This is a genomic window from Deinococcus psychrotolerans (assembly GCF_003860465.1).
In the GTDB taxonomy this organism is placed as follows: Bacteria; Deinococcota; Deinococci; order Deinococcales; family Deinococcaceae; genus Deinococcus; species Deinococcus psychrotolerans.
In genome coordinates this window covers 134,998-156,896 of sequence record NZ_CP034185.1, presented here as the reverse complement: position 1 = coordinate 156,896, position 21,899 = coordinate 134,998, and the positions used below count along the sequence as shown (strand labels likewise).

Sequence of the window (21,899 nt, the reverse complement as noted above, 5' to 3'; positions counted from 1 at the left end):
TGATTGTCTCGAATAAAGTGAGGGACTTCGATCAGAGTAGCCACTCACCAGACGGTGTAGCCGCCGTCCACCACCAAGGTATGCCCAGTCACGAAGCTGGAAGCGTCGGAAGCCAGATACACCACCGCCGGAGCGATTTCACGCGGCTCGGCGAGGCGGCCCATCGGGGTTTCTTTGAGCCACGTTTCACGCCATTCGGGAGTTTCTAAACCCAGAATGGTCATCGGCGTGGCCGTATAGCCCGGAGCCACCGAGTTGACCCGCACGCCGCGACCCGCCCACTCACCGGCCAGCGAGCGGGTCAGGTGAATGACCGCCGCTTTGGAAGCGTTGTAGCCCGACTGCGGCTGCGGGTGGTTGGAAATCATGCCGCTCATGCTCGACGTGCTGATGATGCTCCCTTTTCTGGCGTCCAGCATCTTCTTGCCGAACTCGCGGCAGCACCAGAACACCCCGTTGACGTTGACCGACATCACCACTTCCCAGTCGGCGTTGGAGATGTCCTCGGACGGCACGTTGCGGACGATTCCGGCGTTGTTGACCAAGATGTCCAGCGCGTCCAGCTTCTGCGCCAGCGTCCGCACAGCGGCGGGGTCTGTCACATTGAGCGGCTCGAATGCCGCGCCGATGCTGCTGGCCGCCGCTTCACCCACCGCCGGATTCATATCGGCAATGGTGACTTTGGCTCCAGCTTCGCCCAGCGCTTTGGCAATCTCAAAGCCGATGCCCTGCGCCGCGCCAGTCACCAGGGCGGTTTTGCCGTCGAGCTTAAAGAGGTCAAGGATGTTGGATGATTCGGGGGCTTTGGTCATGACTTGGGATTCCTTTTGAAGTGAAGGGGGCCGAATTAAAATGGGCACAGGTTAAAATACGGTCTACTCATTGCCAACCGATTCCATCCGCGCTTTGAGGCGGCTGCGGCTTTCTTTGAGTTTGTCCATCGCCGCCAGCGGGCCGTTTTCTTGCAAGTCCTGGCGGGCCGCCAGATAAGCCGACTTGAAGCGCCCGTTTTGGCCGAGGTCGCCAAAGACTTCTTTGAGTTGCAGGAAGGCGGCGGGCTCCTCGGCTTCGCGGCTGACTGCTGCCGTCAGCATCTCGGCGCGGACATCTTGCAGAGCCGGAAACTGGCCGTCACGCACGGCCTCCACGTAAGCCGCCCACGACGCCACCACCAGCGCGGCGTGGTCAATGTCGCCGCTTCCCGCAAGTTGCTCGCGTACCACCGGCAGCAAAAACTTGGGAATGCGCTCGGAGGCGTCAAAAATCAGGCGGGCCAGGGTGTCCTGAATGGCGGGGCTGGCAAAGCGGGAGATCAGCTCGTGGCTGTACTCGTCCAGATCGACTCCCGGCACGGGCCGCAAGGTGGGCACGCCTTCTGTTTTCATGTAATCCAGCAAGAACCCGGTGAAGCGCGGCTGCTGGCAAACTTCATGCACGTAGGTGTAGCCCGCCAGCAAGCCGAGGTAACTCATGGCCTGATGCGAGGCGTTGAGCAGCCGCAGTTTCATCAGCTCGTACGGCTCCACGTCGCTGACCACCTGCACACCCACCGTCTCAAAAGCGGGGCGGCCCAAGGTGAAGTGATCTTCCAGAACCCACTGGGTAAACGACTCGGCGATCACCGGCCAGCCGTCTTCTATGCCGTACTCGTCGGCCACTTCGCGGCGGCTCTCATCGGTGGTCGCGGGGGTGATGCGGTCGACCATCGAATTGGGGAAGGCCACATTCTGGGCAATCCACTCGCCCAAATCCGGGTCTTTGAGTCGGGCGAACGAAGTGAAGGCGAGCTGCGCGACGTGGCCGTTGCCCTGCATGTTGTCGCATGACATCACCGTGAACGGCGCGACACCGCGCTCACGCCGCAGCCGCAGCCCTTCGGTAATGTAGCCGAACACGGTGGTCGGCACCGCGCCTGCTGCGAGGTCGTGCTGAATGGCCGCGCCGGAGGGATCAAACTGGCCGGTGGCGTCGTTGACGCTGTAGCCGCCCTCAGTGACCGTCAGCGAAACGATTTTGGTGTTGGGGTCGGCCAATTTGTCGATTACGGCTTGCGGCGAATCGGGCGCGAACAAAAACTGGTTGATCGCCCCGATCACGCGGGCTTCTTGCTGACCGTCTGGGGACTTGGTGACGAGGGTATACAGGTTGTCTTGATCAGCAAAAACGTCACGCATCTTGGCGTCGAACGGCAGCACGCCCACGCCGCAGATGGCCCACTCGGTACTGCCGCCGGCATTCAGGAGGCGGTCGAGGTACATGGCTTCGTGCGAGCGGTGAAAGCCGCCCACGCCGAAATGCACGATGCCGGAAGTGAGCCGGGCCGGTTCGTAGCCGGGAACCGCCACAGTTGAAGCGAGGTTGGGCAGCGCGGATAAGTTGAGTTTAACCATGAGGATTCTCCAGCAAAAACTTGTACGGTGATCGTAGATGAAGGCAAGTACAGCAGAGTGAAAAGCGGCTCAGTCCACCAACTGCACGATGAGTTCGGCGCGTGAGCGGCCCGCGTTGATCAGGGCGGCATTGTTTTGATCCACCCGCTCCACCCACGCTTCGGCGGCGTCGGGAGCTTTGCCGAACGCCACATGGCGGGCGATCAGCCGCGAGAGGCGCAGCTCTTCGGGCGGTTCCAAAAACCACACGGCGTCGAGTTGGGATCTGACCCGGCTCCACGCGCCCACTTCCAGCAGTAAATAGTTGCCCTCGGTGAGAATGAGCGGGGTTGAGGCGAGGACGGGCAAGGCGCTGCCGATGGATTCTTCGATGCTGCGCTCGAAGGTCGGTGCGTAGATGACTTCCTCCATCTGGTGCCGCAGCCGCTCCAGCAGCGCCGCGTAGCCGTCCGCGTCGAAGGTATCCGGCGCACCCTTGCGCTCCCGGCGGCCCAGCCGAATCAGTTCGCTGTTGGCGAGGTGGAAGCCGTCCATGCCGACCACCGTCACCTGATCGCCCAGAGCGCTGGCAATGGCCGCGCAAACGGTGGACTTGCCTGCGCCGGGCGCTCCGGTGATGCCGAGGATGCGCCGCTCACCAGATTCGAGCAGGGCACGGGCCAGAGCGATCAAGTCGGCGGTGGTGCGCGGCTGTGCGGGTGATGGAGCGGCTGACGAGGCGGCTGATGGTATGGGGGAGCCGGAAGCATCGTCAAAATGGGGATGAAGGGTGTCCATGAATCTCCTCCTCGGAAGCAGGATGGCGTAAGTGGATGAGGCGGTGAGGAGGGATCAACTTGCCCTGAGCAAACAGGCTCTGAATCGCTTGTGGGCGTTCCAGAGCCTGTTTGTAGGCGGGGGTCAACTCCACTCACCAAAGGGTTGTGCTCGCTGAACTTGAAAAGGTCAGGGAAGAAAGCTTACTTGACCGCTCCGAAGGAAAGGCCGCGCACCAGTTGGCGCTGGGCAATCCAGCCGAAGATGAGAACCGGCAGCACCGTCAGCACGGCAGCGGCGCTCATCTGCGCCCAGAACAACCCACGTGAGGTTTTGAAGGTGCTGATGAATACGCTGAGTGGAGCGGCGTCGGTGGTGGTCAGGTTGAGGGCAAAGAACACCTCGTTCCAGGCGAAGATGATGGCCAGCAGAGCGGTGGCGCTGATTCCCGGCAGCGAGAGCGGCAAGGCAATCCCGAAAAACTCCTTGGCGACGTTGGCTCCGTCCACTCTGGCCGCCTCGTAAATCGCCTGGGGAATTTCAGTCATGTAGCTGTGCATCATCCAGACCACCAGTGGCAGGTTCATGGTGGTGTACATGATGATCAGGCCCCACCAGGTATCGAGCAGCCCCAGATCCCTGAACAGCAGGTACAGCGGCACGATCACCCCGACAGCGGGCATGAACTTGGTGGACAGCATCCAGGTCAATACGCCCTTGGAACGCTTGGTTGGATACACCGCCAGCGCGAAGGCGGCGGGCAGGCCCAGCACAAAGGCCAAGACGGTGCTGCCAATCGCGGCAATCAGCGAGTTTCTGAGGGCCACACCATAAGCGGGCAGGGCATTCTGGAAGTTTTCGGTAATCGGCGTGAAGGCAAACACCGGCGGAACGGCGAACGCCTGCGCTTCTGTCTTGAAGGCGGCCAGCGCCATCCACAGCAGCGGGAAAAAGAACAAAAAGGCCAGCAGGTAAGTCAGCGCCGTCAGCAGAATGCCGCTGGTCGAGGGGCCGCCCTTTTTCTTGGGCGCGACAGTCACCGCTTGTTGAGACGGAAGGGTGGTCATCAGTGGCCTCCAGGGCTGACATTTTTGCTGATCATCCGCAGCAGGAAGATCGCCAGAATATTGGTCAAAATCACGGTAATCACGCCCGCCGCGCTCGCCACGCCGATGTTGTATTCGGCAAAGGCCTTTTGATAGATGAAGTACGGCAAGTTGGTGGTCGCTACCCCGGGCCCGCCAGAAGTCGAGGCGTAGATTTCACCAAAGACCTGCAAGACGTTGATGGTTTCCAGCAGCACCACCACTTCCAGCGCCTGCGTCCAGTGCGGCAAAACGACGTAGCGAAATTCCTGAAGGGGTGACGCGCCGTCGAGCCGGGCCGCCTCGATCTGGTCGTCCGGCAAAGATTGCAGGCCAGTGAGCAAGATCAGCATGGCAAACGGGGTCCATTCCCAGGTCACCATGCCGATGATGGTGGCCATCGGGTAAGCCGAGAGAAAATCAATCGGCGTGCCGCCCAGCGACTTGACCAGCCAGCTAAAAAACCCGAAGACTGGATTGAGCAGCATGTTCTTGAACACCACCGCCGTGACCAGCGGCATGATCAGGAAGCTGCTCATCAGCACCGAGCGCACGAACCCCCGGCCCGGGAACGTCCGGTTGAGTAGTAAAGCCAAGCCGCCGCCCAGAATCAGCGTCAAGACCAATGTTCCAGCGGTCAAGATCATGCTGTTGAGCAGAACTTTCAAATTGTCGCTGTCGGTCAGCAGGCCCAGGTAGTTAGAAAAGCCGATAAAGGGACGGCGGTCGGGTTCAACCAAGTTGTAGCGGAAAAAGCTGTAATAGATCGTCATGAAAAACGGCACTTGAGTGGTCAAAATCAAATACAGCATGGCGGGCCAGATCATCACCGAGGGGGTGATCTTGAAACCACCCTTGGGCTTGGGCGCAGTCGCAGAGATAGGCACAGCGGTCATGGGTGACCTCCAACAAAAAAGAGACGGCGGGACAAAGAAAAGCTCAAACGGCAGTTGATCTCTTCCTTACTGGGCCGCCAAAAAGCGACCAGGGGCCGACAATCCACTTTACAAGCTGTGATTGAAGGCCGGTGACTGGTCGCTGCGGTCTGGAAGGGGATGAGCTGGGCGAAAGTAAGCTGCATCCCTCAAATCGGCTTACTTCTGGTAGCCGCCTTCTTTGGCGACTTTTTGCGCGGCGGCCTGAGCTTGGCTGAGCGCCTGATCAATGGTGGTCTGACCGCTGATCGCGCCGGCGAGGTACTGACCCACCTGGGTGCCGAGCGCCTGGAACTCGGGGATGGCCACGTACTGAATGCCGGTGTAGGGCACAGGGTCCTTAGTGGCCTTGGTCACGTCGGCGCTGCTGATGGCTTTTTGCACGAGGCTACTGAACGCTCCAGCGGCTTTTTTGTACTGAGGATTGCTATAGGTGCTGGTGCGGGTGCCGGGGGGCACGGCCGCCCATGTGCCTTTGGTCTTGGCGACCAGGGCGATGTAGTCCTTGCTGGTGGCCCAGGTGATGAACTTGAAGGCGGCGTCTTCCTGCTTGCTGCTCTTGGGAATCGCCAAGTTCCAGCTCCAGTACCAATGGTTGCCGCGCGGGGTGCCGGGGCCGGTGGGGGCGTTGGCAAAGCCCACCGAGTTGACGATCTTGCTGCTGGAAGGATCGCTCAGGAGTCCGGCGGCCACGGTGGCATCCACCCACATCCCGCACTTGCCCTGGCTCATCAAGGTCAGGTTTTCGGTGAAACCGTTGGAGGTGGCTCCGGGGGGGCCGTACTTCTTGATCAGGTTGACGTAGAAGGTCATGGCATTTTTCCAGGCCGAGCTGTCGAGCTGCGGCTTCCAGTCGTTGTCGTACCAGCGTCCGCCGAAGGTGTTGGCCACGGTGGAGAACACCGCCATGTTCTCGCCCCAGCCGGGCAGGCCGCGCAAGCAGATGCCGTAAACGCCGTTTTTGGGGTCGTTGACCTTGGCCGCGAAGCCCTCGATTTGCGTCCAGGTGGGGTTGACCGGCATGGTGACGCCCGCTTTCTTAAAGAGGTCTTTGTTGTAATACGTCATGCTGCTCTCGGCGTAAAACGGCACGGCGTAAAGCTGACCGCCGATGGTCAGGGCGTTGCGGACGCCGGGAATGATGTCGTTGACGTTGTAGCTCTTGGCAATGTCGGGGTTCTTGGCAAAGGCGGGAGTCAGCGGGTCGAGCCAGCCGTTCTTGGCCCAGATCGGCACTTCGTACGCGCCAACGGTGGCGACGTCAAAGCTGCCTGCGCCGCTGGCCACGTCGAGAGTGATCTTTTGGCGCAGTTCGTTTTCCGGCAGCACCACCCATTTGACATTGATGTCGGGGTAGAGCTTGTTGAATTCGGGGGTGAGTTTTTGCATCGTCACCATGTCAGGGTTGTTTACCGTGGCGATGGTGATGGTGCTGGCGGCTTGAGCATTGCCCAGAGCCAGCGCGGCGGTCAAAAGTGCAGCGAGTGATTTCATGTTTCCTCCGAATAAGGGGGTTGGGCGGCTCTCACCAAACAGCTTTGTCAAGAAACTTAAAAAGCGCTCCACGAGTCATGGCTGAAGGAAACCGCTGCAAACAGGACGATACCTGGCTGCCAGCGAGTTGAAGCACTTGATCACTTCAGTGTGTTATTGGACTCGTGTTCATAGAGTAGTTGTTTTCTCATGGTTTGTCTAATTGTACTGAGTACAGTCATGGACACGTGGCCAACCATTGAGCGCGGAGCCTTGAATGCGGCTGGTCACGTGGCCTATTGCCAATCAAAACTGTCTACACTGTGAAGCGTGCCGAGCATTACCGATGTTGCCAAACAAGCCGGCGTTTCGCCCACCACGGCCAAACGCGCGCTCAAAACGCCGCACCTCCTTCATCCCGAAACGCTTGCAAAGGTCATGGAAGCGGTGTCCAAGCTGCATTACGAACCTGATCTGCGGGCTGGAGCGCTGCGGGCTGGGCAAAGCCGCACGGTGGGCGTGGTGTTGGGATCGGTGGTGGAGCCGTTTTTTGCTCAACTGGCCCGCACTCTTGGTCAGGAGTTGCGGCGGGGCGGCTACAACATGCTGCTGACCGAAAACGAGTACCAGAGTGCCCACGAACTCACCGAACTCAAGCTGCTCTACGGCCAGCGGATCGACGCGCTGATTTTGCGTGCCGGTTACGGCGACGAGAGCCGCGAATACTTGGAGCGGCTGCACAAACGCGGCGTGTTTATCGTGCAGGTGGATTACTGTTTGCCCGGTGCGACCTACCCTTCGGTGATGCTCGGCAACGTAAAAGCGGTGCGGGAAGCGGTGCAGTATTTGTATGGGCTGGGCCACCGCCGCATTGCCGCCACTGGCAAATACGACCCGCTACTGCATCCCGAAGGCCGCTCGTATACCTTTCCCACCGCGATGGCCGAAGTGGGCTTGGAGGTGCGGCCCGAATACGAACGGGTGATGTTTTTGACCGAGGAAAACACCTACCAATACACGCTGGACGTGATGCGCCTTGCCTGCCCACCCACCGCGCTGCTGGCCCTGACTGGAGCGAGCGCCGCCGGATGTTACCGCGCCCTGCAAGAACTCGGCCTTAAGGTGCCGGACGACGTGTCGCTGCTAAGTTTTGACAACTACTCGTGGATGAGTTTGGTCAGTCCGGCCATCACGGTGCTGGCCCAGCCGATCGACGACATGGCCCGCGCCGCTGCTCAAATGGTTCTCCGGGCGCTGAGCGGTGAGGACAAGCGGCCCGCCGATATTGTCTTCCCAGCCGAGCTGATCGTGCGCGGAAGCTGCGCTCCGCCGCAGGCGCAGCGGGTGTTGGAGCGGGCCTAGCCGCTGAGCTCTGGGGCGCGAATTCGCCATGAAAAGCGGGGCTGAAAGTGCCGAGGATGGCGGTCAATCTGTGACGACATTTTGATGGAGAATTGAACGCCACCCGTCACCGGCTCGCCCTGATTCCCCCGCGCCTTGACCCTCTTGCATTTAGTTAGACGGCGTACTAAACTTTACCGGTAACGACAACTTGATCGCTGTTCTGCATGGATAACCAGTGATCCGCCTCACGGCGTCAACCATGCGCTTACTTCTTAACTGGAGGTGGGCGCATGGTTGGCCGTGAGGCATTGTTGTTTGGATTGCGCAGTTCAATCTCTCAAGATCAAGGCTCAGCGCAGGAAATACCGGCAAACCCGGCTTCATTGGAGGACACTACCCCATGCAGACTGTACAGCTCAACGTAAATGGAACCCGTAAAGTGGCCCGAGATGTCCGGCCACACACCACACTCCTCAACTATCTGCGCTCGGAAGGGCTGACCGGCTGCAAAGAAGGCTGCGCCGAGGGCGAATGCGGAGCCTGCGCCGTGCTGCTGGCCCGCCCCACTGACGACGGTGGCACGCGGTTGGAGTCGGTCAACGCCTGCTTGGTGCTGATGGGTACGCTGGAAGGCCAGGAAGTCGTCACCGCTGAGGGCATCGGCCAGCCCGGAGCGCTGCACCCCATTCAACACGAAATGGCTGTGCGCGGCGGCTCGCAGTGCGGCTACTGCACCCCCGGATTCGTGGTCAGCATGGCCGCCGAGTATTACCGCCCAGAACGGGGGGAAGGTGACCCACACGGTGTTCATCAGGGTACTGGCCCCAACGGTTTTGACATCCACGCGCTGAGCGGAAATCTGTGCCGCTGCACCGGCTACCGCCCGATACAGGACGCCGCCTACGCGCTGGGGAGTCCCGCCGAGGGCGATGTGCTGGCCGAGAGACGCACCCAGCCTGCCCCCGCGCCGCAGCCCACCCACCTCAGCACTCCCGACGGCGACTTTCACCGCCCCGCAACTCTTGCCGAAGCGCTGGAGTTGCTGGAAGCCAACCCCGCCGCCAAGCTGCTTTCCGGCGGCACCGATTGGGGCGTGGAAGTCAACATCCGCCATACCCGTGCTGCCGTCACCATCGCGCTCGACGGCTTGCCAGAGCTGCGCGGCCTGACTTGGACGGACGAGCACCTGGAAATCGGGGCGGGCCTGCCGCTGACCGAAATCGAGCGCCGCCTCGGTGACCAAGTACCGCTGCTGGCCGAGTGGTTTCCGCAATTTGCTTCGCGCCTGATTCGCAACAGCGCCACGCTGGGCGGCAACATTGGCACCGCTTCGCCCATCGGTGACAGCCCTCCAGTGCTGCTGGCGCTGGACGCGGACGTGGTACTCGTCGGCAAGAATGGCGAGCGAGAAGTTAAAGTCAGCGAGTTCTTTACCGGCTACCGCAAAACGGTGATGGCCGCTGGAGAACTCATCAAAGCCGTCCGGATTCCTTTGCCGCTTGCGCCCACCACCGGCTTCTTCAAAATTGCCAAGCGCCGCTTCGACGACATTTCCAGCGTGGCGGTGGGCATTGCTCTGGAACTGGACGGAGAGACCGTCAAACACATTCATATAGGACTGGGTGGAGTGGCGGCCACGCCGATTCGCGGCACCAAAGCGGAGCAGGCGTTGACGAGCCAGATATGGAACGAAAAGAACGTTCGCGCCGCCGCCAAGTTGCTTGGCAGTGAAGGCACCCCGCTGGACGACCACCGCGCTTCCGCCGCTTACCGCGCCGCCATGTTGGAGCAGACACTGTTGAAGTTTTACTCTGAACAAACCGGACAGGGGGCACTTGTATGACTAAGGTTGTCATGACACGTCAGCGCAGTGGGCTTGAACGAAAAGCCGTCTTTGAGCGGGTAGGAGTATGACGCACAGCTTGTTTGAACGCCCGCCCGTCGGTGCCGTTGGCGACGCCATTCCGCACGAGAGCGCCGATCTGCACGTCACCGGCTACGCGCTCTACACCGACGACCTCGGGGTGCGCCTCCAAAATTTGCTGCACGCTTGGCCGCTGCAAGCGCCGCACGCCCACGCCCGCATCCTCAGCATGGACACCGCGCCCGCGCTGGAAGTGCCCGGCGTGGTGCGGGTGCTGACCAAGGCCGACGTGCCGGGCGTCAACGATTCCGGCGTCAAGCATGACGAGCCGCTGTTTCCCGACGAAGTCTGCTTTTACGGCCAAGCCGTCTGCTGGGTGCTGGCCGACAGTGCCGACGCCGCGAGGCAGGGCGCGGACGCCGTCAAGGTGGAGTACGAACCGCTGCCCGCTGTGCTGACGGTTCAGGACGCCATCGCCGCAGGCAGCTTTCAAGGTGCTCAGCCGGTTTTGCGGCGCGGCGACGTGTCGGTGGGCTTTGCTGAGGCCAAGCACATCTACGAAGGCGAATTTGAGTTCGGTGGTCAGGAGCATTTTTATCTGGAAACGAATGCTTCGCTGGCCCACATTGACGAATCCGGTCAGGTTTTCATCCAGAGCAGCACCCAGCACCCCACCGAAACGCAGGAAATCGTGGCGCACATTCTGGGCCTGACCTCCTCGCAGGTGACGGTGCAGTGCCTCAGGATGGGCGGCGGCTTCGGCGGCAAGGAGATGCAGCCGCACGGCTTCGCGGCCATCGCGGCGCTGGGCGCGACCCTGACCGGGCGGCCCGTCCGGATGCGCCTCAATCGCACCCAAGATTTGACCATGACCGGCAAGCGCCACCCCTTTCACAGCAAATGGAAGGTCGGCTTTGACGACAACGGGCGGCTGGTGGCCCTGCAAGCCACGCTCAGCAGCGACGGCGGCTGGAGTTTAGACCTTTCCGAGCCGGTGCTGGCCCGCGCCCTGTGCCACATCGACAACGCTTACTACATCCCGCATGTGGAAGTGCATGGCCGCATCTGCAAAACCAATAAGACCTCTCAGACGGCTTTCCGGGGCTTCGGCGGGCCGCAGGGCATGCTGGTGATCGAGGATATTCTGGGCCGCTGCGCTCCCCTGCTGGGCTTGGAGGCCCATGAACTGCGCCAGCGCAACTTCTACGCGTCCGGCGAGGCCACGCCTTACGGTCAGCCTGTCCGGCACGCCGAGCGGCTTCAAACAGTGTGGAGCGCCCTGCTCGACAGCAGTGATTTTGCCGCCCGCAACGCTGAAATTCAGAAATTCAACGCCGCGCACCCGCACACCAAACGCGGCCTCGCCATTACGCCGGTCAAGTTTGGGGTGAGCTTTAACTTCACCGCTTACAATCAGGCCGGAGCGCTCGTTCACGTCTACAAAGACGGCTCGGTGCTGATCAACCACGGCGGCACCGAGATGGGTCAGGGCCTGCACACCAAGATGATTCAGGTGGCGGCCACCGCTCTGGGCGTGCCGCTTAGGAGCATCCGCCTCGCGCCGACCCGCACCGACAAAGTGCCCAACACCTCGGCGACGGCGGCGAGTTCGGGGGCTGACCTCAACGGCGGGGCCATTAAAAATGCCTGCGATCAGATCAAAGAGCGCCTCGCGGCGGTGGCGGCGGGTTCGCTGGGCGTGCATCCCAATGACGTGAAATTTGAAAACGGGCGGGTCTATCCGCTGGGCCACCCCGATCAGGGCATGGACTTTGCCCAACTCGTCCACGACGCCTATCACCTCCGCACCCAACTGTGGGCGGCGGGCTTTTACCGCACGCCGGGCCTGCATTGGGATCGGGAAAAAGTGCAGGGCGAACCGTTCAAATACTTTTCCTACGGCGCGGCGGTGGCGGAGGTGGAAGTGGACGGCTTTACCGGAGCCTACCGCCAACTGCGCACGGATTTGCTTCACGACGTGGGCGACAGCTTATCGCCGCTGATCGACATCGGTCAGGTCGAAGGCGGCTACGTGCAGGGCGCAGGCTGGATGACCTTAGAGGAGTTGCACTGGGACACCTCCGACGGGCCAAATCGGGGGCGGCTGGCGACCCAATCGGCCAGCACCTATAAGCTGCCCAGTTTCTCGGAAATGCCGGAAGTCTTTAACGTGGCCCTCTTGGAGCAGGCCACCGAAAGCGGGGTTGTTTACGGCTCAAAAGCTGTCGGTGAGCCGCCGCTGATGCTGGCGATCAGCGTGCGCGAAGCCCTGCGCCAAGCGGCCGCCGCCTTCGGGCCGAGCAAGAGGGCGCAAGAACTCCGGCTGCCCGCCACGCCCGAAGCGGTGTTCTGGGCGCTGGACAGTGCGCGGCAGGCGGCGGGGGACGCGGTGGCGGCAGACGACTAAGGGGCAATCACTCCGCCCACCACCCCATCCTTACCCCTAAAGAGGGACGCGGAGTGGGAAAAGATGTTCGTTTTTTCTATCCCGCGTCCCAGAAGGAGCTCAAATGAACTGGTTAGCCGCCCTCAACCACCTGACCCAGACCAACCAACCCGGCGTCCTCGTGACTGTGGCTTCGGTGCGGGGCCACGCTCCACGCGAGGCGGGGGCCAAGATGGTGGTCAGCTTAGATGCCATTTGGGACAGTGTGGGCGGCGGCAACCTGGAGATGGCGGCCTGCGAGCGTGCCCGCGCCCTGATGAGAGCGGGTGTGCAGGCTCCCGAACTGCTGACCTTGCGCCTGACCGACAGCGCCAACAACGAGTATGGCCGTCAGTGCTGCGGCGGCGAAGTTACTTTGCTGCTCGAACCGCTGGCCACCGTACGCCCGCACATCGCCATTTTTGGGGTCGGACACGTGGGCTTAGAACTCGGGATGATGCTCTCGCGCTTGCCGGTTAACTTGCATCTGGTGGATTCACGGGAAGCGCAACTTACGCCCGAGCGCTTGGCCCTGCTGGAGCGAGGCGCGGCCAAACTCCACGTCCACCACTCGCCCATTCCCGAAATGAGCCTCTACGATTTGCCTGCCGGAAGCCACCTCGTCATCATGACCCACGACCACGCCGAGGACGCGGCTTTGTGTGACGCGGCGCTGAGGCAGCCCGAACTGGGCTTCATAGGTCTAATCGGCTCCAAAGTCAAATGGATCCGTTTTCAAGAACAGCTTAAAGCAGTGGGCCACACCGAGGGAGATTTGCAGCGCCTCACCTCCCCGGTTGGCCTCAGCCACATCAAAAGCAAAACGCCCGCTGTGATCGCCATCAGCGTGGCGGCTCAGTTGGTGGCCGTGCTGGAAGCGGCGCAGAGCCGACCTCTTTTTCCCAGCACCCAGCCGCCGTCAGCTGCCAAAGGAACTCCATGACTTTATACCGCGCCACCTTTCTCCACACTCCAGTCAACCCCTTCCACCATTCAGACGCGCTCAAAATAGAAGACGACGGCGGCTTGCTGGTGCAAAACGGCCAAATTAGAGAGAGCGGCAGTTTTGCTGATCTCAAGGCAGCGCACCCCACCGAGACGGTGGAAGACCTGCGCGGCGGGCTGCTCCTGCCCGGTTTCATTGACACCCACGTGCATTATCCGCAAGTTCGCGTCATCGGCGGCTTGGGCGTGCCGCTTCTCGACTGGCTGGACAAGTACGCCCTGCCGGAGGAGGCCCGCTTCGGTGATTCTGCCCACGCCGCCACCGTGGCCCGTGAGTTCGTGTCGGGCCTGATCAGCAGCGGCACCACCACCGCATTGGTGTTCGGCTCGCACTTTGCCAGCGCAGTGGATACTTTGTTTCAGGAAACCGAGCAGGTGGGTTTGCGAACCGTGGCGGGCCAAGTGGTGAGTGACCGGATGCTGCGCCCAGAGCTTCACACCACCCCCGAGCGGGCCTACAGCGAAGGCAAGGCGCTGATCGAAAAGTGGCACGGCAAAGGTGAGAACCGCTACGCCGTCACCCCGCGCTTTTCTCTGTCGGCCTCGGAAGGTATCTTGGAGGCCTGCGCGGCGCTGATGAAGGAATTTCCCGGTGTGCATTTCACCTCGCACAGCAACGAGAACCTGAAAGAAGTGCAGACGGTGCGCCAACTGTTTTTAAAGAGCCGCGACTACATCGACACCTATGAGCAAGCTGGACTGCTGGGCCGCCGCAGCGTACTGGCCCACAACGTCCACATGACCGACCGTGAGCTGGGCGCAATGGCTACGCACAATTGCACCTCGGCGCACTGCCCGTGCAGCAATTCGGCGCTGGGGAGCGGATTTTTCCCGCTCAAGCGCCACCTCGCGGCGGGCGTGCGCGTCTCGCTCGGCACCGACGTTGGCGGCGGCACCGGTTTCTCGATGCTCAAGGAAGGCTTGCAGGCGTACTTCATGCAGCAACTTCTAGGTGACAGCGGCGTTCCGCTTGAACCGTCTCACCTGCTCTACCTTGCCACCCGCGCCGGAGCCGAAGCGCTGGAGATGGACGGGCAAATCGGAGATTTCAGTGCGGGCAAGGCCTTTGACGCCTCCCTCTTTCAGCCGCCGGAAGGCTCGACCATGCAGGCGGTTCTCAACAACGCCCACAGCACCGAACGCGCCCTCGCCTCCCTCTTCGCGGGCGGCACACAGGCCGATGTCAAACGCGTCTGGATCGGGGGCAAAGAAGTGTTTACCCGCCGTGAAACTGCACAGGCCGAGCCGGTCAGCGCCTAGATGGTAAGCGCTTAAATGACACGCGCCCAGTCTCGTGACGGCCCACATCTAACGCCTCTGCCTTAACCCACTTCGCCCGCCCGCCGCCCATTCCCGCCCAACCGCACTGCTCCACAGGAGAAGTCCATGTCACGAGCCTCCGACCTTCCCGTTTCGCCCCCCGTTTCGGCTCTTGACCGGTATTTTGAGATCACCAAAACCGGCTCGAACATCCGGCAGGAAATCCGCGCCGGAATCACCACCTTTCTGACCATGAGCTACATTCTGTTCGTCAATCCGCAGGTGCTGAGCAGCGCCATCAAGATCGACAACGCCTTCGTGCAAATCCTGATGACCACCGCCATCGCCGCCGCTTTCGGCTCGCTGGTGATGGGGCTGATCGCCCGCTATCCGTTCGCGCAGGCTCCGGGCATGGGACTGAACGCTTTTTTTGCCTACACCGTGGTGCTGACTCAGGGCATTGCGTGGCAAACGGCGCTGGGCGCGGTGTTTATCTCGGGAGTGCTGTTTGTGGTGCTCAGCGTTGTGGGCGCTCGGCAGGCCATCGTCAAGGCCATTCCGCTCAGTCTCAAGTTTGCGATCACGGCGGGCATCGGGGCGTTCTTGGCCTTCCTCGGCCTCAAAAATGCCGGCATTGTCGTCACCAACCCCGCCACCTTCGTGGCGATGGGCCGCTTGGTTGACCCGACGGTGTGGGTGGCGCTCATCGGCCTGATCATCTCGGCGGTGCTGCTGAAGCGCAAAGTAACCGGCGCGATTCTCTACGGCATTTTGATCACCACCGTGATTGCCATCATCAGCCGCGCTCCAGTGTATGCGGGCGGCCCCAAAGGTGCGCTGCAAGCCTTCCCCGGTTTTGAAGGCAAGATCCTCGGCATCTTCGCCACCCCAATCTGGCCTTCGGGCTTGGTGGGTCAACTCGACATCGGTGGCGCGGTCGGCTTAGGACTCATCAGCGTGGTGTTTACTTTCTTCTTCGTGGACTTCTTCGACGCCACCGGCACTTTGACCGGCCTGGCCCAGCGCTCGGGCTTTCTGGATGCCAATGGCGATATGCCCCGCGCCCGCCGCACTTTTGCGATGGACGGTTTGGCGGCGATGTTCGGGGCGTTCATGGGCAGCTCTACCACCACCGCGTACGTGGAGTCGGCCTCCGGCATCGGCGCGGGCGGGCGCACCGGCCTGACGGCCGTGACCGTCGGGGTGCTGTTCCTCCTGAGCATGTTCATTTGGCCGCTGGCCGCCGCGATTCCGGCTGCCGCCACCGCTCCGGCGCTGATTTTGGTGGGCGCGATGATGATGGAAGGCGTGATTCACGTGGACTGGGAAGACATGTCCGAAGCGCTGCCCTCGTTTCTCACCATCATCTTGATGCCGCTGACCTTCAGCATCGCCAACGGCGTCAGCCTCGGCGTGATCAGCTACTGCCTCGTCAAAGGCCTCAGCGGCGAGGCCCGCAAAGTCAGTCCGATTTTGTACGGCGTGGCGGCGCTGCTGATTATTCGTTACATCTGGCTGGCGGAGGGTTAAACATGACGGATGAAATGAACGGCGTGACGCTGAATCATCCCGAAGTGCTGGCCTTACTGACTTGGCTGGACGAACTGCACTTGCAAGTTCCTGCTGCGGCTGATCCGGCTCTGCACGCGGCTGTGGCCAAACTGCGCTCGGCAAAAGGTCAGGAAGCTGAACTCGTGGAGGGCTCTGGGCGGGTCTACGATCTGAGTCCAAAGAGTAAGTAACCTCAACCACCCACGCGGCGCGGGCCTGTTCTCAGTAGAGGAAATAGGCCCGCGCCGTTTTGTTTTTTATACATCGTAGATTTAGCTATCACTATCACTATTCCGATTTTTCAGCTAAGATAATGCTGATATGAATTTACATCGACGCAACACCGTGAGGGGCGCTCTGGCTGGTGTGGGTTTGATTTCTCTACTCACCGCTTGCCCGAGGCCAACGCCGCCGCCGCCCTACGCCGCCTTCAATTTGACCTTCAAGTTTCCGCCGCTGCCCGCTTCCGCCAACTTGGGGAACACTTATCTCGCCGCCATCGCTTTTGACGCCGACACCGGGGCCATCAGTGTGGTCAACAGCCAGTCGCTCGGGTACGGCACTCCGGGCGGCTCTCAAAGCAACACCGTACAGCTGAATTTGTACGGCCTCGACGGCCTGCTGAACGGCACGGTCTACGGTCAAAAAGAAGCCAAGAAAATCAACTGCTCTCAGGCCTTTGCCAAAGGCGAAGCCGACGGCATCAAGGACATCAAAGTCACGCCGGAAGGGGCCAAGACCTGCAACGTCTACTTCGTTATCTTCGAGGACAAAGACGGCAACCGCTCGCCGAGCAACGCCGAAGAGATTTATATGACCCACGACATCGTGAGCTACGCCAGCAGCCCCTTGACCTTCAGTTACGGCAGCGAAGACGGCCATTCTGCGGTGAGCGGCAGCCGCAACAAAGGCTGGTCATTGGTGCGCCACCAAGTTTTGCAGCCGACCAGCACGCCGGGTCAGTACTTGGTCAGCATGAACAGCGCTCCCGCCGAAGATCAGGCTATTGCGATCAACATGCACGTCCCCAGCGCCTTTTACACCAGCCAGAGCTTGCCCAACGCCCAGCTTGGCGGGAGCCAGAAATGAAAACCACTTACGCCGCTTCTGCTTTGCCGCTGCTGCTGCTGGGTAGCCTGCTGAGTGCTTGTAGTCAGAGCAACGCCGCCACCGGAGGCCGTCCCGAACTGCCCACCGCCAGCGAAGTGCGCCACCCCGCCGCGCCCAAAGGAGCGCCCGTGTTCCTGAGCTTGCTGACTGAAGGCAATGTCAGCTTGTACCAAGTGAGCGTCAAGGAAGACGCCACTTCCACCAGCGTCAATCCGCTGGCGCTCGGCGACGGGTACAAGGGCCGCACCGTGCCGATCAGCGAGGCGCTGCCCGCTGACGCGGTTGACATCAAGGTCAGCGACGCCACCGCCAAAGTGGTGCTGCTGCACTGGGTGATGTGGCAAGACAAAAATAACAACGGCTCACTCGACGGCGGCGAGAGTTTGCCGCTGCTCAGCCATGACCGGGTGGTCTACGCCGACCAAGCCGTGAACGTGACGTTTCAAACCCTGAGTCCCGATATGGTTCAAAAGTGGAACTTCGCTCAGGGCTGGAGCCGCGCCGCCCACTACGTCTACAAACCGCTGGACACCCAAACCTACCGCCGGAGCTTGGAAACCAACGGCCTGAGCCGCTTTGAACTGCACCAGCCCACGCCCCTCACCAGTATGTAATTCAAGTCTGCTTGAACGCCCCACTGCGAGGTGGGGTTTTTTGTTGCTGCCGTAGTGCCTCTGCACCCAGTCCAAAATTTTGAACTGGGAGGCGGGTCAGGGGCTTTTTTGCTGTCTGTGTAGGCCCTTGTCCTTTTGCTGCCGGTGGTTCAAGTCACGGCAGACACACCAAAATGTCAATTTATTTTTAGAATTTGACCTTAATCCTTTCGCGGCAGAGTTGACACAAGGCTTAATGTCTGCTTAACTCACTTTAATATTTAGCCAACTAAGTATTCCGTATGTGGCAAATTGCCGCTGTGGCGTTTCGCTCTATCCCGCAAGCTTGGCGGGATCTGGGGGGCCTAGTCATGACCAAAATCGCTCGTTCACCGTCCGCCGTTCACCCCGTCGATGAAATTTTGCCGGCTCAGAACATGATCGCTTTTGGCCTCCAACACGTACTGAGCATGTACGCGGGCATCGTGGCGGTGCCGCTTGTGCTGGCCAGCGCCCTGGGACTCCCCAGCAGCGACGTGGTGCTGATTATTGGGGCTAGCTTTTTTATGTGCGGCGTCGCCACTTTGATTCAGACGCTCGGCTTCGGCGTGTTTGGGGCCAAGCTGCCGATCGTGCAGGGCACCACCTTCGCCTCGGTGGCCACCATGATTTTGATCGGCAAGCAAGCGGGGCTGCCGGGGATTTTCGGCGCGGTGATCGCGGGCGGGCTGTTCACGGTGCTGGCCGCGCCGTATTTCTCGCGCCTCCTGCGCTTTTTTCCGCCGGTGGTGGCCGGCACCGTCATTACCATGATCGGCGTTTCGCTGTTGCCGGTGGCGATCAAGTGGGCGGGCGGCGGCGTGCCGAGTTTGCCGACTTTCGGTTCACCCAGTAACCTCGCACTGGCCGGCATTACTCTCCTCATCGTGCTGCTGATCACCCGCTTCGGGCACGGCTTCGTGGGCCGGGTAGCGGTGTTGCTGGGTCTGGTGATAGGCACTGTGATCGCTGCCGCCGTGGGCAAAGCCGACTTCTCCGGCGTGGCGAACGCGGCTTGGTTCGGCTTCTCGGTTCCGTTTCACTTCGGCACGCCGACCTTTGCCCTGGTGCCGGTGCTGTCGATGATCATCGTGATGCTGGTCGTGATGGTAGAAACCACCGCCGATCTGCTGGCGATTGGCGAGGTCGCTGGCAAAGAAGTGGACGCCAAAACGGTGGCCAATGGCCTGCGGGCCGACGGGCTGTCTACCGCGCTGGGCGGGATCTTTAACGCCTTCCCCTTCACCGCCTTTGCCCAAAATGTCGGCTTGGTGCGCTTTACCGGCATCAAGAGCCGCTTCGTGGTGGCGGTGGCAGGCGTGATTTTGATGATGCTGGGCTTTTTGCCCAAACTCAGTGCGCTGGTCTCGGCCATTCCGCTTCCAGTGCTGGGCGGCGCAGGCTTGGTGCTGTTCGGCAGCGTGGCGGCGGCGGGCATTCAAACGCTGGCCAAGGTCAACATGGCCGACAACCGCAACTTGATTATCGTGGCCATCAGCATCGCGCTGGGCGTCATTCCGTCTACCGTGCCGAACTTTTACGCCCAGCTTCCCGATCAAGCGCGTTTGTTTCTCGACAGTGGCATCACGGCGGCCAGCTTATCGGCGATCTTGCTCAATATCCTCTTTAATCTGCTCAGCACGGGCCGCGAGCGCTTGTCGTCCACGGCGGAAGTGGCCGCCCACGCGCCGCAAGTGGGTGACATTCACTAACGCTAAACACGCTCCACTCAAATGCTGCCCGAAGTTCAGAGGGCGGCATTTTCGCGTCTCCTCTTGTGATTTCCATTCCAATCTGTTATGTTATAGACGTAATCAAGATAACGATATTAAGATATGGACTTAAGGAGGAACCGATGCTCTACCGTCATGGCGATGTTCTGGTTCAAAGTGTTTCCGAGCAGAGGGTTTCCGATCTGCCTGCCGCCCACCCCCGCCCCGGCGTTACGCTGGCACGCGGCGAAGTCACCGGCCACAGCCACCGCTTCCGAGACGTGGCAAGCGTGCAACTCTACACCGTCGGTGCGGACACTTACGCGCAGGTGCTGGCCGAAAGCGCCGAGCTGATTCACGAAGAACATGCCACCATCACCTTGCCGCGCGGCCTCTACAAAGTCTGGATGCAGCGCGAATACAGCCCCGAAGCCATTCGGCGGGTGCTGGACTGATGCTGGCCAGTCTGGGTACAGGTTCGCTCAGCGCGGCGCAGGCGAGGAAAGCGATTCTGAGCGGCCAAGTCTGCGGCCCGCTCAGCTTCCGGGGGCGCTTGGATTTATCCGGCGAAAAGAATTTTCGCTTGCCCGAACACCTTAGCGGCGACACGCTCGATATCAGCGGTACCCAGCTGAGCGCCCTGCCCGAACACCTCCAAGTCCGCGAGTTGATCGCCAAAAACCTGCCGCTCAGTGAAGTTCCGGCCAGCTTGCGGGTGCAGTTCCGGCTGACACTGGACGGCTGCGCCCGCTTGCAACATCTTCCCCAAAATCTGACGGTCGGTTCGCTGAGCCTGCAAGATTGCCTCTCGCTGGAGACGCTCCCGGAAGGCCTCAACGTCTGCTTTCTCAACGTGAGCCGCTGTGAAGCGCTGGCCAACTGGCCCCGGCAGGCCGAGGTGAGTTTCGGGCATCTGCTGGCCCGCGATTGCCTGAGCCTGCGCGGTCTTCCGAGCTGGCTTAGCCAACTGGCCCAACTCGATCTTTCCGGTTGCCGGGGCGTTACGGCGCTGCCGCCACACCTCAAAATCAGCGGCTGGCTGGACGTGGCGGGCAGCGGCCTGACTGCTCTCCCAGCCCAGCGGCCCGCCTTGCGCTGGCGCGGCGTGCGAATCAGCGAGCGGCTGGCCTTTGAGCCGGAAACCATCAGTGGCGCAGAAATCATGGCCGAGCCAAACACCGAAGTGCGCCGCGTGATGATGGAGCGGGTCGGCTACGAGCGTTTTCTGGACGAAGTGGGGGCGCGAGTCCTTGACCGTGATACCGATGCGGGCGGCGAACGGGTGCTGGTGTGGGTGGAGTTGCCGGAAGACGAGCCGTTTGTGGCGGTGTGTGTCAGTTGCCCGTCGACAGGAAGGCGCTACACCCTGCGCGTGCCGCCGACCATTACCCGAGCTCAGGCGGCCTCGGCGTGGCTGGCGGGCTTTGACGAGCCGAGTCTTTATCGGCCAGCGGTGGAAGCGTGAAGCTGCTGAGCGCGTGCCAGATACGCTTCCAGTCGCCCAGACTCGGCCCACACGCCTGAATCGGGAATGCGGGCCAGCAAGCCTTCGCCGTAAATATCCGCTGCGCCGAGTTCCGGCAAATGCACATACCCGATGTGGCATTCGCAGCTTGAGCGGCTGCATAGGCGGGGCCGCAGCAACTCGCGCACGTCCTGAGCGTAGATGTTGCCCAGAGGCCGCTCGATAAAGTGGCAACGGCGGGCCGTGCCGTCGCCGTCCACGCTGATGACGCTCTCGCCCGCGCCGCAAGCGTGGCCGCGTGTGCGGTAGCGGCGGGTATTGACTTCAAACAGGGGATCGGCGGCGCTCAGGCGGGCCAAGTCGGTGGGTGAATAGTAGCCCTCCCCCACCTTGAAAGCGTTGACCCACAAATAAATTTCTGGCGGCAAAGTGGCCCGCAGCGTCTCTATTTCGGAAAAGTGGCTTTTCTTGCCGACCACGCCGACGCTGTAGTGCACACCCAACGTGTCGAGCTCGGCACACTTGGCCAGAAAGCGCTCGCGTTTGACTTCATTCGGGTGGTAGGTGGCCCACAACCCAATTTTGCTGCGCTCAGCGTGGCTCAACCAAGCCAGCGAACCCGACAAGTTGGTTTGAATGGCAAGTTGCCGGATGTGCGGCGCGTGGCTGAGCCGTGTCAGGGCGGCCTGATAACGTGGCCTGACCAGCGCTTCGCCCCAGGGCGTGAACAAGACGGACAGATCAAACGGTTGCGCTTCGGCCCAGCTGACGAAGCGTTCCAGCGCCGCCGCGTCTGCCGCGTGCTCTGCCGCCGTCTCGGTGTGCTTGGCGAAGGGGCAATACGGGCAAGCGTAATTGCAACTCGAAAGCGGGCCTCTGTAAATCACGGAGA

The 21,899-nt window shown here is 61.2% G+C and carries 19 protein-coding genes; 12 read left to right on the top strand and 7 right to left on the bottom strand.

Annotated features, from left to right (window positions below):
- Positions 1 to 44: 44 nt before the first annotated feature.
- From EHF33_RS16830 to EHF33_RS16805, 6 genes are all read right to left on the bottom strand, one after another.
- The gene (locus tag EHF33_RS16830) at positions 45 to 812 is read right to left on the bottom strand and encodes an SDR family NAD(P)-dependent oxidoreductase (protein ID WP_124874344.1); all 768 of its coding nucleotides are present in this window, start codon (positions 810 to 812) and stop codon (positions 45 to 47) included.
- Positions 813 to 875: 63 nt separating this feature from the next.
- Positions 876 to 2,390, bottom strand: coding sequence for a mannitol dehydrogenase family protein (locus tag EHF33_RS16825; RefSeq protein ID WP_124874342.1), 1,515 nt, complete (start codon positions 2,388 to 2,390; stop codon positions 876 to 878).
- A gap of 69 nt (positions 2,391 to 2,459) precedes the next feature.
- Entirely contained in the window at positions 2,460 to 3,167 is a 708-nt protein-coding gene (locus EHF33_RS16820; RefSeq protein WP_124874340.1) for a nucleoside/nucleotide kinase family protein, read from the bottom strand.
- Positions 3,168 to 3,349: 182 nt separating this feature from the next.
- Entirely contained in the window at positions 3,350 to 4,213 is an 864-nt protein-coding gene (locus EHF33_RS16815; RefSeq protein ID WP_124874338.1) for a carbohydrate ABC transporter permease, read from the bottom strand.
- Positions 4,213 to 5,127 (bottom strand): carbohydrate ABC transporter permease, encoded by a 915-nt coding sequence (locus EHF33_RS16810; protein WP_124874336.1) that lies wholly within the window; start codon positions 5,125 to 5,127, stop codon positions 4,213 to 4,215. The genes EHF33_RS16815 and EHF33_RS16810 overlap by 1 nt, the downstream gene beginning before the upstream one ends.
- A gap of 198 nt (positions 5,128 to 5,325) precedes the next feature.
- Positions 5,326 to 6,660 carry an ABC transporter substrate-binding protein gene (locus tag EHF33_RS16805; protein ID WP_124874334.1) on the bottom strand — a complete coding sequence of 445 codons (1,335 nt, stop codon included), beginning with the start codon at positions 6,658 to 6,660 and terminating at the stop codon, positions 5,326 to 5,328.
- Positions 6,661 to 6,969: 309 nt separating this feature from the next.
- On the opposite strand from EHF33_RS16805, the gene EHF33_RS16800 reads away from it, so the two are divergent.
- From EHF33_RS16800 to EHF33_RS16745, 12 genes are all read left to right on the top strand, one after another.
- Positions 6,970 to 8,001, top strand: a complete 1,032-nt coding sequence (locus EHF33_RS16800; protein WP_124874332.1) for a LacI family DNA-binding transcriptional regulator — start codon at positions 6,970 to 6,972, stop codon at positions 7,999 to 8,001.
- Positions 8,002 to 8,383: 382 nt separating this feature from the next.
- The gene (locus EHF33_RS16795) at positions 8,384 to 9,826 is read left to right on the top strand and encodes a xanthine dehydrogenase small subunit (protein ID WP_124874330.1); all 1,443 of its coding nucleotides are present in this window, start codon (positions 8,384 to 8,386) and stop codon (positions 9,824 to 9,826) included.
- 67 nt (positions 9,827 to 9,893) lie between these two features.
- Positions 9,894 to 12,254 (top strand): xanthine dehydrogenase molybdopterin binding subunit, encoded by a 2,361-nt coding sequence (gene xdhB / locus EHF33_RS16790; RefSeq protein ID WP_124874328.1) that lies wholly within the window; start codon positions 9,894 to 9,896, stop codon positions 12,252 to 12,254.
- A gap of 103 nt (positions 12,255 to 12,357) precedes the next feature.
- Positions 12,358 to 13,215, top strand: a complete 858-nt coding sequence (gene xdhC / locus EHF33_RS16785) for a xanthine dehydrogenase accessory protein XdhC (protein WP_124874326.1) — start codon at positions 12,358 to 12,360, stop codon at positions 13,213 to 13,215.
- Positions 13,212 to 14,537, top strand: a complete 1,326-nt coding sequence (gene guaD, locus EHF33_RS16780) for a guanine deaminase (RefSeq protein WP_124874324.1) — start codon at positions 13,212 to 13,214, stop codon at positions 14,535 to 14,537. Before xdhC ends, guaD begins: the two co-directional genes overlap by 4 nt.
- A gap of 126 nt (positions 14,538 to 14,663) precedes the next feature.
- Positions 14,664 to 16,067 carry an NCS2 family permease gene (locus EHF33_RS16775; protein WP_124874322.1) on the top strand — a complete coding sequence of 468 codons (1,404 nt, stop codon included), beginning with the start codon at positions 14,664 to 14,666 and terminating at the stop codon, positions 16,065 to 16,067.
- A gap of 2 nt (positions 16,068 to 16,069) precedes the next feature.
- Positions 16,070 to 16,279: a hypothetical protein gene (locus EHF33_RS16770; protein WP_124874320.1), complete on the top strand. Its 210-nt coding sequence runs from the start codon at positions 16,070 to 16,072 to the stop codon at positions 16,277 to 16,279.
- A 130-nt stretch (positions 16,280 to 16,409) separates the two neighbouring features.
- Positions 16,410 to 17,177: a hypothetical protein gene (locus EHF33_RS16765; RefSeq protein ID WP_124874318.1), complete on the top strand. Its 768-nt coding sequence runs from the start codon at positions 16,410 to 16,412 to the stop codon at positions 17,175 to 17,177.
- Positions 17,174 to 17,812: a hypothetical protein gene (locus EHF33_RS16760; protein ID WP_124874316.1), complete on the top strand. Its 639-nt coding sequence runs from the start codon at positions 17,174 to 17,176 to the stop codon at positions 17,810 to 17,812. The genes EHF33_RS16765 and EHF33_RS16760 overlap by 4 nt, the downstream gene beginning before the upstream one ends.
- Positions 17,813 to 18,162: 350 nt before the next feature.
- The gene (locus tag EHF33_RS16755; protein ID WP_124874314.1) at positions 18,163 to 19,542 is read left to right on the top strand and encodes a nucleobase:cation symporter-2 family protein; all 1,380 of its coding nucleotides are present in this window, start codon (positions 18,163 to 18,165) and stop codon (positions 19,540 to 19,542) included.
- Positions 19,543 to 19,685: 143 nt separating this feature from the next.
- A complete protein-coding gene (locus EHF33_RS16750; RefSeq protein ID WP_124874312.1) occupies positions 19,686 to 19,997 on the top strand; it encodes a hypothetical protein in 312 nt (103 codons plus the stop codon).
- Positions 19,997 to 21,007 carry a DUF6745 domain-containing protein gene (locus tag EHF33_RS16745; RefSeq protein WP_124874310.1) on the top strand — a complete coding sequence of 337 codons (1,011 nt, stop codon included), beginning with the start codon at positions 19,997 to 19,999 and terminating at the stop codon, positions 21,005 to 21,007. The genes EHF33_RS16750 and EHF33_RS16745 overlap by 1 nt, the downstream gene beginning before the upstream one ends.
- Here EHF33_RS16745 and EHF33_RS16740 read toward each other — a convergent pair.
- Positions 20,983 to 21,894 (bottom strand): STM4011 family radical SAM protein, encoded by a 912-nt coding sequence (locus EHF33_RS16740; protein WP_241191409.1) that lies wholly within the window; start codon positions 21,892 to 21,894, stop codon positions 20,983 to 20,985. The two genes, EHF33_RS16745 and EHF33_RS16740, sit on opposite strands and share 25 nt — an antisense overlap.
- Between the last annotated feature and the right edge of the window lie 5 nt (positions 21,895 to 21,899).

Bases quoted from the DNA above. Each gene is read 5' to 3' on its own strand.
- EHF33_RS16830 (WP_124874344.1), bottom strand. From the start codon at position 812: ATGACCAAAGCCCCCGAATCATCCAACATCCTTGACCTCTTTAAGCTC.
- EHF33_RS16825 (WP_124874342.1), bottom strand. From the start codon at position 2,390: ATGGTTAAACTCAACTTATCCGCGCTGCCCAACCTCGCTTCAACTGTG.
- EHF33_RS16820 (WP_124874340.1), bottom strand. From the start codon at position 3,167: ATGGACACCCTTCATCCCCATTTTGACGATGCTTCCGGCTCCCCCATA.
- EHF33_RS16815 (WP_124874338.1), bottom strand. From the start codon at position 4,213: ATGACCACCCTTCCGTCTCAACAAGCGGTGACTGTCGCGCCCAAGAAA.
- EHF33_RS16810 (WP_124874336.1), bottom strand. From the start codon at position 5,127: ATGACCGCTGTGCCTATCTCTGCGACTGCGCCCAAGCCCAAGGGTGGT.
- EHF33_RS16805 (WP_124874334.1), bottom strand. From the start codon at position 6,660: ATGAAATCACTCGCTGCACTTTTGACCGCCGCGCTGGCTCTGGGCAAT.
- EHF33_RS16795 (WP_124874330.1), top strand. From the start codon at position 8,384: ATGCAGACTGTACAGCTCAACGTAAATGGAACCCGTAAAGTGGCCCGA.
- xdhB (WP_124874328.1), top strand. From the start codon at position 9,894: ATGACGCACAGCTTGTTTGAACGCCCGCCCGTCGGTGCCGTTGGCGAC.
- xdhC (WP_124874326.1), top strand. From the start codon at position 12,358: ATGAACTGGTTAGCCGCCCTCAACCACCTGACCCAGACCAACCAACCC.
- guaD (WP_124874324.1), top strand. From the start codon at position 13,212: ATGACTTTATACCGCGCCACCTTTCTCCACACTCCAGTCAACCCCTTC.
- EHF33_RS16775 (WP_124874322.1), top strand. From the start codon at position 14,664: ATGTCACGAGCCTCCGACCTTCCCGTTTCGCCCCCCGTTTCGGCTCTT.
- EHF33_RS16770 (WP_124874320.1), top strand. From the start codon at position 16,070: ATGACGGATGAAATGAACGGCGTGACGCTGAATCATCCCGAAGTGCTG.
- EHF33_RS16765 (WP_124874318.1), top strand. From the start codon at position 16,410: ATGAATTTACATCGACGCAACACCGTGAGGGGCGCTCTGGCTGGTGTG.
- EHF33_RS16760 (WP_124874316.1), top strand. From the start codon at position 17,174: ATGAAAACCACTTACGCCGCTTCTGCTTTGCCGCTGCTGCTGCTGGGT.
- EHF33_RS16755 (WP_124874314.1), top strand. From the start codon at position 18,163: ATGACCAAAATCGCTCGTTCACCGTCCGCCGTTCACCCCGTCGATGAA.
- EHF33_RS16750 (WP_124874312.1), top strand. From the start codon at position 19,686: ATGCTCTACCGTCATGGCGATGTTCTGGTTCAAAGTGTTTCCGAGCAG.
- EHF33_RS16745 (WP_124874310.1), top strand. From the start codon at position 19,997: ATGCTGGCCAGTCTGGGTACAGGTTCGCTCAGCGCGGCGCAGGCGAGG.